This is a genomic window from Bacteroides sp. 519 (genome assembly GCF_010500955.1).
Lineage (GTDB): Bacteria > Bacteroidota > Bacteroidia > Bacteroidales > Bacteroidaceae > Bacteroides.
Genome location: NZ_QVMJ01000002.1, coordinates 127,568 through 140,133, shown reverse-complemented (window position 1 = coordinate 140,133; position 12,566 = coordinate 127,568). Strand labels below are relative to the sequence as shown.

Below are 12,566 nucleotides of genomic sequence, written 5' to 3'. Positions count from 1 at the left end.
CTATGGCGTGATGGAGCAAATCACTTATTATTCAACGGTTTCGGAAGATGAGAGGAATGCTAATGTTATTCTGCCCCCTAACTACACCAAAAGTAGAAAGTATCCTGTATTATATCTGCTTCATGGTATTGGAGGCAATGAATACGAATGGTTGGGTGGAAACCCCAACGAAGTAGTAAACAATCTGGTAGCCGAAGGCAAGGCCAAAGAAATGATTATTGTAATCCCTAACATCCGTGTTCGTCATAAAAATGTAACAGCAGCTCCGGAATTCTTCTCAGTAGAACATTTCCGCGAGTTCGACAAGTTTCTTCCTGAACTGCGCGATAATCTGAAACCCTATATCGAAAAGCATTATTCAGTAATGTCTGGGCGAGAAAATCAGGCTGTAGCTGGCTTGTCAATGGGTGGGCGCTCTGCATTACATGTAGGCATAAACCTGATAGAAGACTTTGCCTATATCGGAGCACTTACCCCGGCAATAGGAGTTTTACCTTATGATATGGAAGAAGGACTATTTACAAAAAGCACATTAAAAATACCTGCCAAATATAAAAAGAATACACTGATTATGATCCAAAAAGGAGGCAATGATGGTGTTGTAAAAGAATGGCCATTGGAGTATAGCAAGACATTACAGAAAAATGGTATTGAGCATATTTATTACACAACTGCCGGTGGGCACGATTTTAATGTATGGAAGAAAGGGTTGTATAATTTTGTAGAGAGGATATTTTAGGTTGACTAAAAAGAACGTCATTCTGAACGAAGTGAAGAATCTGTAAGAGCTACCGTAGCCCTTGAAGATTCTTCACTTCGTTCAGAATGACTTTTTTCAGTGAGCCTTGATATCGTTAATTTATTCTTTTGATTAGGATATTATTTAAGTTTTGTTTTCTTTTGTACTACGAAAACACTGATGAAAAACATGAGAAATGCGTTAACCTTTTTATTTATCCTTTTTTCCCTGTTTTGCAAAGGACAAGCTCATAAGCTTTTTACTACAGACATGGAGTTATCCAGTAGCTTGATTAATCAACTGTATCAGGATCAGAACGGATTTATTTGGATTGCAACCGAAGATGGACTGAACCGTTACGATGGAGCTAAATTTACCATATATAAAAACGAACCGGATAACGAACACTCACTCTCGCATAATTACGTTCGTGTAATGTTCGAAGACAGCAAAGGACATTTATACATTGGAACATACATTGGTATACAAATGTATAATCCGGATACGGATAACTTTACCCCACTGGCCCGATGGGATAATGGAGAAATATTTGAAAGTAATATAATGGACATTATAGAACGGCAAGATGGGAGTGTATGGGTATCGGGCAATAATCTTTGTACACTCACAATTAAAGGTAATGAACTTATTGTTACAAGGGTAGATATACCAGTTCAGATTTCCAGAGATATGATTGAAGATAAATCCCTCAATGTTTGGATAACAATGGGAGAAGAGGGAGTTTACAAACTCGATACCAATAATAACTTATCAAAATACCTACCCAAAGACAACGGATCTATTTCTTGTATTTGCGAAGACGCAGAAGGCGAGGTTTATGTAGGAAGTCTGGGAAAAGGCTTACTCAAATACGATAAAGAAACAGATGATTTTGTTCCTGTCTATGCTAAGAATAAAAAGCTACCCATTAAAACGCTCTATCCCGATGGGCAAAATGAATTACTGATAGGTACCGACGGGCAGGGAATGGCTGTATATAATGATAAAAGAAAAGAAATATCGGAATATCACTTCGATAGTGGTTATTTCGATCCTAAAAACTCGAAAATACATGGCATATTAAAAGATAATGCAGGCAATCTGTGGCTGGCAGTTTACCAAAAAGGAGTATTTATGATTCCTCCGAAGGCTAATAGTTTTAAATATATGGGACATAAATCTATTAACCGGAATATAATAGGCTCTAACTGTATTACATCACTTTGCAAAGACCATAATAATATATTATGGGTTGGAACAGATAACGATGGAATTTATGGAATCACTGAACAAGGCCGGCAATTGCATCATTATTCTTATTCGGAAAACCCAAACTCGGTTCCTCCAACTATTATAAAACTGTATGAAGATTCTGAGCAGAATTTATGGCTCGGATCGTTTATAAACGGTATGGGTAAGCTAGACAGGAAAACAGGAAACTGCACATACCAACATGATTTAGTAGATAAAAACGGTAATAACATTCAACGGGTGTACGATTTTGCCGAAGATAAGAATAAACGCCTCTGGATAGCTACCATGGGAGCTGGCTTGTTTTACTACGACTTAGCAAAAAAACAATTTGTATATAGCGATGCAGCCAATACAAATGTAAATTCCTGGATATGTTGTTTGTTTTACTCTAACGACAATAAACTATATGTAGGTAGTTACGATGGAGTAAACTGTATTGATTTGGATACATATGATTTTAAAAACCTGAAATTATTTTCCAGTCACCTTATTTATTCTATTTACGAAGACAAGGATGGAGTTATCTGGATGGGGAGTGCTCAGGGATTATGTAAATGGGATAAAACAACCGGAGAAACTACCAAATTTACTACAGCCAACGGATTACCAAGTAATACCATATATGCAATAGAAGAAAGCGACGATGATTTTTTATGGCTCAGCACCAATGCCGGACTTTCTATGTTACGGAAAAAAAACAACCAGTTTGTGAATTATTATGTTGGTGACGGATTGCAAGGAAACGAATTCTATAAAAATGCTTCTCTCAAAGATTCTAAAGGGATAATCTGGTTTGGTGGAACAAATGGAATAACCTACTTTAACCCCCGCGAAATTACCAATCCGGCAAAGAAGTGGGATGTACGCATTACAGAATTCTTTTTGCACAACAGGCCGGTTCGGAAAGGAATGAAATCGGGAAAATACAATATAATTGATAGTCCGGTTTTCAATGCCGATGAGTTTCATTTATCACACAACGACAATGTATTTACCATTGAGTTTGCTCCTGTAGAATTGAATGCCCCTGAACGCATTACCTATCAATACTCTATGAATGGAGATCAGTGGATAAGTCTGCCCAAAGGAAGTAATCGCATATCTTTCAGTGATCTGGTGCCCGGCACTTACGACTTCAGGATAAAAGCCAAGGATTATACAATGGATTCTGATATTAAAAAAGTACTCATACACATTTATCCGGCATGGTATGCTTCCTGGTGGGCAAAAGTTATCTACTTTTTAATCTTGGTAACAATTATACTGGTGGTTATTTTACAAATACGGCACCGATACAGAATGAAGCATGAAATGTTGCAACACATACACGCCGAGCAGATAAATGAAGCAAAACTACAATTCTTTATAAACATATCGCACGAAATACGTACTCCAATGTCGCTTATTATCAGTCCGTTACAAAAACTGATTAAAACAGATGATGATGGTGACCGGCAGAAAACGTATAATATCATATACCGCAATGCCGAACGTATATTGCATCTGGTTAATCAACTCATGGATATGCGTAAAATAGATAAAGGACAAATGACATTGAAATTCAGGGAAACCAACATCATTCCTTTTATAGAAGATTTGTGTCAAACCTTTGCCCAACCAGCTGTAAACAAGAACATAGAGTTGCAGTTTCATCATGAAATGCAAAAACTGGATATGTGGGTAGATCCTGATAACTTCGATAAAATAATACTCAATATACTCTCTAACGCGCTAAAGTTCACTCCGAATGGAGGGAAAATAGATATTGATTTGCAAAAGGGCAAGGACCAAACTATTGAAATTATTGTTTCGGATACCGGACCCGGTATTGACAACAGTGAGAAAGAACACATATTTGAACGTTTCTATCAGGTTTTAAATAACAAGCAAAATGCTAAAGGAGGTACAGGAATAGGGCTTCACCTTACTCGTTCGCTGGTCGAGTTGCATCATGGAGAAATTGTAGTTGAAAACAATGATGAAGGTCCGGGATGTCGTTTCATTATCCGGTTGCCGTCCGGAAAACAACATTTACGCCCCGAAGAGCTGGACAATGCCCAGAATAGGGTGCCCGATTACATTGTTGAAACACCAGTTTTGCCAGTAGTTAATGTAGATGTTGACAGCGAAAAAAAGAAAGTAAAGGCAAAAAACAAGAGTCGGATATTGGTGGTTGAAGATGACGAAGAAATCCGTCAATACATTTGTCGGGAGTTTGCTAGCCTGTTTCATGTAATGGAATGCTGTAATGGTAAAGAAGCACTATCTGTAATATTTAAGAAAAAAATCGATCTGGTTATCAGCGATATTATGATGCCCGAAATGGATGGATTGACTCTGTGTAAAAAGATAAAGCAGAATGTAAACCTGAATCATATACCGGTTATCCTCCTGACGGCCAGAAGCAGAGAAGAAGATAATATAGAAGGATTAGACATCGGAGCCGATGCTTATATAACCAAACCGTTTAATATTGATATTTTGCAAAAAACAGCAGAGAACCTTATCAATACGCGGAATAAACTACGGCAGGTATACAGCGGACAGCAGTTGCAGGAAGATAAGATACAGAAAATAGAAGTTAAATCGCCCGATGAAAAACTGTTGGAACGGGTTATGAAAGTGATAAATGAAAATATAGGTAATCCTGGCCTCACTGTTGAAATGATAACAGAAAAAGTGGGGATAAGTCGTGTACATCTGCATCGTAAGCTAAAAGAATTAACCAATCAATCTACGCGTGATTTTATTCGTAACATACGTTTAAAAGAAGCTGCCCGGTTGTTATCGGAAAAACAACACACCATTGGCGAAATAGCAGAGCTAACAGGGTTTGCCGATCCCAATAATTTTTCAACTTCATTCAAGGAGTTATATGGTATACCACCAACTGTGTATATGAAAGAACAATTGGATAAAAATGAATCTTAATTATACTTATTTTAAGTTTATTTTATACCTTTGCACCGCACTTATATCTATAATTTAAAGCAAATTGATTATGAAAATGAAATTATTCTTGGCAGCAGTGGCTGTGGTATTCTCTATGACAGTTGTATCTTGTGGTGGAAATACTCAAAAAGCAGCAACTACAGAGACAGAAACAAGAACAGAACAAGCACCTTGCGCTAAAGATTCAAAAGAATGTTGCAAGGCAGACTCTACAGAATGCAGCAAAGCAGATTCTACTGCATGTTGCAAAAACGACTCAACTGCTTGCACAAAGGAAGCTGCTTGCTCAAAAAAAGAAGCTAAAGAATGTTGCGCAGAAAAAACAGCTGAATAACATTAATCTTTAGATTAAGAAAAAGGGGAATAATGCTATAAAAAGTATTATTCCCTTTATTTTTTATCGTTTATTGAAATATATTCTATTCTTCTGTAACAATACTCAATAATCAACGTCTTAGAAATATAATCGAAGACTGATCAAACATTTATGGATGCTGAAACATTTAAAAGAACGTTTCTACCTTTTCACCGGAAGCTTTATTTCGTGGCCTATAGGTTACTCGAAAACGAAGCCGATGCCGAAGATCTGGTGCAGGAAGCCTATCTGAAGATGTGGAATAAACGAGATGGATTAACCATCATCAGCAATCCGGAAGCATTTACCATACGATTGGTGAAAAACATGTGTTATGATATTCTTCGTTCCGGAAAATCAATACTGAACCGGCAAACGGTTGAGTTAGGAGAAGTAAACGAAATCACAAATTCTGATACACTTGAATCGCGTGATGAAGTAAGGATAGTAAAGAATATAATAGCAGAATTACCAGATAAACAGCAAAAAATAGTGATTTTGCGTGATATCAAAGAATGCTCATACGAAGAAATAGAACAGATCACCGGACTGAGTTCCGTAAATGTGCGGGTATTACTATCAAGAGCCAGAAAAAAAATAAGAGAAGAATATAATAAACTTAGTAGTTATGAAAGTCGGGGAAATTGAAAAATTGCTGGAAGAGTTTTACGAAGGTAAAACTACAGAAGAACAAGAAGAGGCGCTGAGAGAATACTTCGAAACAGAAGAAGTTCCCGAACAATTTAAGCTTGACCAAAAGATATTTGTTGATTACGGAAAAGTAACCAAAGTAGATGTACCTCTCGGACTGGAAAGCAAACTCATTAAGTTGATTGATGAAAAGGCAGCAGAAGAAAAACGGTTTATGGTTAAAAACAAAACCGTATTTAATTGGAAAAGAGTTGGTAGCATAGCAGCAGGTGTACTGTTGATTGTTGGGTTGGCCTATGGTATTATGCATCTTCGCAATGGGCATCCTAAAGATACCTTTACCAATCCGCAGGACGCATACGAAGCAATGCAGGCTGCTTTATACGAAATCTCCTCTAACCTGAACGATGGCATGGCCCAGTTGATAGAAGTACGTCAGGATGTGAACAATATAAGTCAGGAAATAATAGAAGAAATACAATAATTAATCAGGTTATGAAAAAAAACATACTCATTTTATTTGCTTTAGCTGTTCTTTGCCCCTTACTGGCGAAGGCACAAAGCAATATTTTTGATAAATACAATGATAAGTCTAATGTATCTTCAGTGTACATATCAAAAACAATGCTCGAAATGCAACCTAAAATTTATACCAAAGATGTAAATATAAGCAAGGTTGCCGGACAGTTGGAAGCAGTTTATATTGTTTCTACTATGGACAATGTTGTAAGGCGCGGCATGCGGAGCGATCTCGACGATTTTGTAAAGAAGGGTAAATATGAAGTTCTCATGAAACAAAAAGGAATCCACTCTTCTTCCTCCTTCTATGTGAAGAAGAAAGGCGATAAAGTAAAAGAACTCATCATGATTACCGATGCTACTAACAAACTAAGTTATGTTCACCTGGTAGGTGATATGACTCTCAAAGATATTCAGCAGCTAACCAGCTCTCAAAGAATAAGCTATCACCTATCCACACCTTACTATGAAGATATTCTAAATAACGTTCAAAACTTAGACCTGTCATGGATTGATGATCTTGGAAATGAGATTATGAACCAGGTGAGTATGAAACTCGCCGGAGTGAGTATCACATTCTAAATTTCATCTCCTTTAATACCAAGAGCTTGCATCAATGGAAAGGCCAACACCTCCCATTGGTGCTTTTTTATTGCTTCGGGTTTGTTCATTCCAAACAAAACAACCTCTTTTTTACAATTCTCTAAAGCAGCCAGCACTTCATTACTATATTGGTTTTCGAAAGGAATAAGAACGATTTTCCGAACATCTTGCGAATCGCAAATAAGTTCCAGCAGATTCATAAAAAGTTCTTCCTGGGTAACAACCCCTTCCGGCGAAATACTTGTAAACTGAAACTCGCCCAAGTTGTTCTTAAATGCCACATTGTTAAGTTCGTTCTTGAAATGCGAAGGATTACAGTGCACAAGTTTCTGTGTATTGTTATCGTGAGTCAGAATAACCATAATCTCTTTCTCGCCATCCGCAATGGAAGCATCTAAAGCTAGGAAAGTTATAAACTGGTCCAGATTAATATCAGGCAATTCCCGGTTTAGTTGTTTACCAAAATAAGCTTTGATATCAGTAAGCACATGATTCAGGAAATCACTGTCGATAAGAAATACGGTTTCCGGGAATTTAATTTTCTCTTCCATTGTTATAGTTAAATTTGAGCTTCAAAGATACAAGTCTTTTTCCAATTCTGTCTAAAATAATGACTTTTTGTCTTCTTTTTTATAGTTATATCTGTTAATTTGTCCGCAATTTCCAAATGGCAAATCTTTTGAGCCTGTTATATTGTTAATATAATAATTAAATAGAATCAGATATGAACTTTAACAATTTTACAATTAAATCACAAGAAGCCGTACAGGAAGCTATCAATCTTGCTCAAACCAGAGGTCAGCAAGCTATTGAAACCGCACATGTACTGTATGGTGTAATGAAAGTTGGCGAAAATGTAACTAACTTTATTTTTCAGAAATTAGGCATGAATGCCAATCAGATTTCTGTTGTACTTGATAAGCAGATTGATTCATTCCCTAAAGTATCGGGAGATGGAAGCCCGTATTTAACACGTGAAACCAACGACGTTTTTCAGAAAGCAAATCAGTATGCAAAAGAAATGGGCGACGAATATGTATCGCTCGAACATTTGTTGCTGGCATTGCTCACTGTAAAGAGTACAGTATCAACCATACTGAAAGATGCCGGGATGAACGAAAAAGAGCTTCGTGCTGCCATTACCGAATTAAGAAAGGGTGAAAAAGTAACCTCACAATCCAGTGAAGATACCTATCAAAGTTTGGAGAAATATGCCGTTAATCTGAATGAGTCTGCCCGCACAGGCAAACTCGATCCGGTAATAGGTCGTGATGAAGAAATACGCCGGGTGTTACAGATATTGAGTCGCCGTACCAAAAACAACCCTATCTTAATAGGCGAACCAGGTACTGGTAAAACAGCAATTGTAGAGGGACTTGCTCATCGTATTCTGCGTGGTGATGTACCCGAAAATCTGAAAAACAAGCAAATATATTCTTTGGATATGGGTGCTTTGGTAGCCGGTGCCAAATATAAAGGCGAGTTTGAGGAGCGATTGAAGTCTGTTATCAACGAGGTGCAAAAGTCTGATGGACATATCATTTTATTTATCGACGAAATACATACTTTGGTAGGAGCCGGAAAAGGTGAAGGTGCAATGGATGCCGCTAACATATTGAAACCTGCATTGGCACGCGGAGAACTGCGGGCTATTGGGGCTACAACGTTAGACGAGTATCAAAAGTATTTTGAAAAAGACAAAGCACTTGAACGTCGTTTCCAAGCAGTTATGGTGAACGAGCCCGACACAATGAGCACCATCTCTATATTGCGTGGACTGAAGGAGAGATACGAAACTCACCATAAAGTACGTATCAAAGACGATGCTATTATTGCAGCTGTAGAGTTGAGTAACCGTTATATTACCGATCGGTTTTTGCCGGATAAAGCCATCGACCTGATGGATGAGGCTGCTGCCAAACTGCGTATGGAAGTAGACTCCGTTCCCGAAGGCTTGGATGAAATAACGCGTAAAATAACTCAGCTGGAAATTGAACGCGAAGCCATTAAAAGAGAAAAGGATGAAGTAAAACTTCAGCAACTCAATAAAGAAATAGCTGAGTTGAAGGAGCAGGAAAACTCATTGAAAGCCAAATGGCAGAGTGAGAAAACCTTGGTTAATAAGATTCAGCAGAATAAGAGTGAAATTGAAAACCTCAAGTTCGAAGCCGAAAAAGCCGAACGCGAAGGCGATTATGGAAAAGTAGCCGAAATTCGTTATGGTAAGTTGCAGCAATTAGATCAGGAAATAGACCAAACCCAACAGGAGTTATATGCGCTTCAGGGAGATGCTGCTATGATAAAAGAAGAAGTAGATGCCGAAGATATTGCCGACGTGGTATCTCGCTGGACGGGTATTCCGGTAAACAAGATGCTTCAAAGTGAGAAAGATAAGCTTTTGAATCTTGAAGAGGAATTGCACAGAAGAGTAATCGGTCAGGATGAAGCCATTGAAGCTGTATCCGATGCGGTGCGTCGTAGTCGTGCCGGTTTGCAAGATCCTAAACGTCCTATCGGCTCGTTTATCTTTCTGGGAACCACCGGAGTTGGTAAAACCGAGTTAGCTAAGGCATTGGCCGAATTCTTGTTTGACGACGAAACCATGATGACGCGTATCGACATGAGTGAATATCAGGAGAAACATTCCGTATCGCGTCTTGTTGGAGCACCTCCGGGATATGTAGGTTACGATGAAGGGGGACAGTTGACGGAAGCAATCCGCAGGAAACCTTACTCGGTTGTTTTGTTCGATGAAATAGAAAAGGCACATCCGGATGTGTTTAATATCCTCTTGCAAGTGTTAGACGATGGAAGGCTGACTGATAACAAGGGGCGTGTAGTAAATTTCAAGAATACAATTATCATCATGACCTCTAATATGGGAAGTTCCTATATCCAGAGCCAGATGGAAAAACTAAATGGTGCAAACAAAGAGGAAATCATTGAAGAAACCAAGAATGAAGTGATGAATATGTTGAAGAAAACCATTCGTCCCGAATTCTTGAACCGTATTGATGAAACCATCATGTTTTTGCCATTAACAGAAACAGATATCCGTAAGATTGTGGTTCTTCAGATTGAAGGAGTACAGCAAATGTTGGCAAATAATGGAGTTGTACTTGAGTTAACCGATGCTGCTATTGAGTTTATTTCAAAGGCAGGTTACGATCCGGAATTTGGAGCCCGTCCGGTTAAGAGGGCCATACAGAGATATCTGTTGAATGATTTATCGAAAAAACTTCTTGCACAGGAAGTAGATAGGAATAAACCGATTGTGGTAGATGCAACAGAAGATAATTTGGTTTTCAAAAATTGATAGAAGGGTAAAATAATTCAAAACAAAAGAATTTTATTCTTAGCTTTGCAGTAAACTCTGCCAGTCTTAAAAAAGAGTGGCAGAGTTTTTTCTTACCAATAAGAAAACGATAATAAATGAAACACATACTTATCTTATTTTTTGTCTGTATGACGAGTTGTAATCTATTGTGTGCACAAGGAAGTGACGATCTTTTGAAATTGGGTTTTGTAAAACCAGTCAGTTATCTTATTAATGGAGTAGAATGTGTTCAATTCATACAAAGTATGTTTTTAGATTTGCCTTATCGTGCTATTAACAAAAAGTCTAACGCACTTGATGATTTATATCACATCAACATAAATTATATAAATAACAATGAGATTCATTACTACAGATTTGCTATGAGTGTTGAAAAAAAGGCAAAGAGAATAGTTGAAGGGAAATTGGATAATATTGATATAGGATTTAGTAATGTTAGCGAAAGGTTTTTGGATATTGAAAATTCGACTGGAGATATAAAAATAGGACTCAAAAATAACATAATAACAGCCAACTTCATATTCTCTGGAGGAGAATACTCAGGAAATCATAAGATTATTTGGGAAAACTATAAACTAAATCACCAAGTGTTTTTGAAAGTTGGCGAACAATGGGAAATTCAGATTAGAAATAACGAGAACAACGATGAATGTATGTTCGATGTTTTTCCGGATAAAGGTTTTACACTCGTTCAAAAAAATAGAGTTGAAACATTTGCCAAAAACCGTGATGTTATTCCAGAAACAGATAATTCATTGCCAATATATACAGAGACAGCATTTACATTTATCACTGAAAAAGCAGGAAAATACAAATTGAATATAAACAATGGCATTGAATTATTTACTACCGAGATAACAGTAGTGGAATAATTCTAACTTCCTAAAACTTCCAAGATTTCCTAACTTTGGTTATCACACAGAAAATGTTTTTTCGCGATTTTGCTGTCACTGCTATCACTAGTGTGTTTAATCTACTGTAAATTAGTTGTTTATACTAGTGATAGATGCAGTGATAGTAAAATTTATCTACCACTGCTATCACTAACTGGATATTTGTAATTAGCTATCAATGAGGTTGTTGCAAAATTGTCTTGATGAATTTTGTTAGTTGCAATTTCTAAGTATGCCGCATGGTTCAACCGGAACGGTTGTTAATCTTGGTAGCCCGTTGCTTTAGCTTCGGGATCACAAGATCGCATAAATGCATGCCGAAGGTATGTTATCTTGAAGTTCGTGCTATATAGACCGAGTGTCCATTGCTATATAGACTGAGGGACCATTGCTATATAGACCAAGGTTGCCCTACTATATAGCACCGATTAAACTAGATTATTCTGTAGAAAACTCTGGACTATCTGACCGAAGAGTATAGACTATTCTACCGAAAAGTACCCTCTATTATCGAAAGCAATTTTATCCCGGTAGGATAACGGTTTTGTCCCGGTAGGATGAAGCCTTTATCCCGGTAGGAGAAACCGTTTATCCCGGTAGGACAAAGCCTCTATCCCGGTAGGATAAATTCTGTTTTGAATAAAAAAATAGCCACGGATTGCACGAATGACGCGGATTTTAAAACGGATAAATTAATAAATCCGTGTTTTAAAATCCGCGTCATCCGCGCAATCCGTGGCTAAAAAATATAAACCGAATACTTATTCAGCTGTTTTTTCTTCTTCTTTTACCTCTTCTTCTTTCGTTTCGAAATCAGTAATTCCGTTTGTAATTAGGATATTATACCAGGAGATAAGTTTCTTGATATCAGTAGGATAAACTTTATCGCGATCAAAATTAGGTAGCACCTCTGCTAAATAAGCGCGGAGTTGATCGGGTGTGGATTTCTTTACATCAAGAGAAATCAGTTCTCCGTTTTCTTTTTCTTTAATAGAATTCAGCACATCTTTCAAAGGCACTTCATCCTCTTCGGTGTACATAGCAATATCTCCTAACGAAATAATTTTTTCATGGCTGTAAGCAGGAAAACGTTTTTTTTCGGATGATATTGATTCAACAATAAGCATATTCTTTCCTTGCGAAACGAGCTTATACAATCCCGGTTTACCGGAAATAGACAAAATAGTCTTCAGCATAGTGTGTTTAATTTAATTTTATTCAATTTCGGGGGCAAAAGTAACATTAGCTATTCAATCGTGCAAT

Annotated in this window: 10 protein-coding genes; 8 read left to right on the top strand and 2 right to left on the bottom strand. The window is 37.4% G+C overall.

What is annotated here, in order from left to right:
• Positions 1–10 precede the first annotated feature (10 nt).
• The 6 genes from D0T85_RS22695 (at position 11) to D0T85_RS03055 (ending at position 7,052) form a co-directional block, all read left to right on the top strand.
• On the top strand, positions 11–739 hold the full coding sequence (locus tag D0T85_RS22695; protein ID WP_239060629.1) for an esterase family protein: 729 nt from the start codon (positions 11–13) through the stop codon (positions 737–739).
• Between the two features lie 189 nt (positions 740–928).
• Positions 929–4,924: a two-component regulator propeller domain-containing protein gene (locus tag D0T85_RS03075; RefSeq protein WP_163210168.1), complete on the top strand. Its 3,996-nt coding sequence runs from the start codon at positions 929–931 to the stop codon at positions 4,922–4,924.
• 70 nt (positions 4,925–4,994) lie between these two features.
• Positions 4,995–5,279, top strand: coding sequence for a hypothetical protein (locus D0T85_RS03070; protein ID WP_163210133.1), 285 nt, complete (start codon positions 4,995–4,997; stop codon positions 5,277–5,279).
• Positions 5,280–5,432: 153 nt separating this feature from the next.
• Positions 5,433–5,948, top strand: coding sequence for an RNA polymerase sigma factor (locus tag D0T85_RS03065; protein WP_163210131.1), 516 nt, complete (start codon positions 5,433–5,435; stop codon positions 5,946–5,948).
• Positions 5,929–6,435, top strand: a complete 507-nt coding sequence (locus tag D0T85_RS03060) for a hypothetical protein (protein ID WP_163210129.1) — start codon at positions 5,929–5,931, stop codon at positions 6,433–6,435. The genes D0T85_RS03065 and D0T85_RS03060 overlap by 20 nt, the downstream gene beginning before the upstream one ends.
• Before the next feature lie 11 nt (positions 6,436–6,446).
• The gene (locus D0T85_RS03055) at positions 6,447–7,052 is read left to right on the top strand and encodes a DUF4252 domain-containing protein (protein ID WP_163210127.1); all 606 of its coding nucleotides are present in this window, start codon (positions 6,447–6,449) and stop codon (positions 7,050–7,052) included.
• Here the strand turns inward: D0T85_RS03055 and D0T85_RS03050 are convergent.
• On the bottom strand, positions 7,049–7,624 hold the full coding sequence (locus D0T85_RS03050) for a DUF6621 family protein (protein WP_163210125.1): 576 nt from the start codon (positions 7,622–7,624) through the stop codon (positions 7,049–7,051). The genes D0T85_RS03055 and D0T85_RS03050 overlap by 4 nt on opposite strands.
• A 173-nt stretch (positions 7,625–7,797) precedes the next feature.
• On the opposite strand from D0T85_RS03050, the gene clpB reads away from it, so the two are divergent.
• The gene (gene clpB, locus D0T85_RS03045; RefSeq protein ID WP_163210123.1) at positions 7,798–10,389 is read left to right on the top strand and encodes an ATP-dependent chaperone ClpB; all 2,592 of its coding nucleotides are present in this window, start codon (positions 7,798–7,800) and stop codon (positions 10,387–10,389) included.
• Positions 10,390–10,505: 116 nt separating this feature from the next.
• Positions 10,506–11,282, top strand: coding sequence for a hypothetical protein (locus D0T85_RS03040; protein ID WP_163210121.1), 777 nt, complete (start codon positions 10,506–10,508; stop codon positions 11,280–11,282).
• A gap of 782 nt (positions 11,283–12,064) precedes the next feature.
• On the opposite strand, the gene D0T85_RS03035 is transcribed toward D0T85_RS03040, so the two are convergent.
• The gene (locus D0T85_RS03035; RefSeq protein WP_163210119.1) at positions 12,065–12,499 is read right to left on the bottom strand and encodes a DUF5606 domain-containing protein; all 435 of its coding nucleotides are present in this window, start codon (positions 12,497–12,499) and stop codon (positions 12,065–12,067) included.
• Between the last annotated feature and the right edge of the window lie 67 nt (positions 12,500–12,566).

What these genes read in the sequence shown, in the direction of transcription:
- D0T85_RS22695 (WP_239060629.1), top strand. Translation starts at nt 11, where the DNA reads ATGGAGCAAATCACTTATTATTCAACGGTTTCGGAAGATGAGAGGAAT.
- D0T85_RS03075 (WP_163210168.1), top strand. Translation starts at nt 929, where the DNA reads ATGAGAAATGCGTTAACCTTTTTATTTATCCTTTTTTCCCTGTTTTGC.
- D0T85_RS03070 (WP_163210133.1), top strand. Translation starts at nt 4,995, where the DNA reads ATGAAAATGAAATTATTCTTGGCAGCAGTGGCTGTGGTATTCTCTATG.
- D0T85_RS03065 (WP_163210131.1), top strand. Translation starts at nt 5,433, where the DNA reads ATGGATGCTGAAACATTTAAAAGAACGTTTCTACCTTTTCACCGGAAG.
- D0T85_RS03060 (WP_163210129.1), top strand. Translation starts at nt 5,929, where the DNA reads ATGAAAGTCGGGGAAATTGAAAAATTGCTGGAAGAGTTTTACGAAGGT.
- D0T85_RS03055 (WP_163210127.1), top strand. Translation starts at nt 6,447, where the DNA reads ATGAAAAAAAACATACTCATTTTATTTGCTTTAGCTGTTCTTTGCCCC.
- D0T85_RS03050 (WP_163210125.1), bottom strand. Translation starts at nt 7,624, where the DNA reads ATGGAAGAGAAAATTAAATTCCCGGAAACCGTATTTCTTATCGACAGT.
- clpB (WP_163210123.1), top strand. Translation starts at nt 7,798, where the DNA reads ATGAACTTTAACAATTTTACAATTAAATCACAAGAAGCCGTACAGGAA.
- D0T85_RS03040 (WP_163210121.1), top strand. Translation starts at nt 10,506, where the DNA reads ATGAAACACATACTTATCTTATTTTTTGTCTGTATGACGAGTTGTAAT.
- D0T85_RS03035 (WP_163210119.1), bottom strand. Translation starts at nt 12,499, where the DNA reads ATGCTGAAGACTATTTTGTCTATTTCCGGTAAACCGGGATTGTATAAG.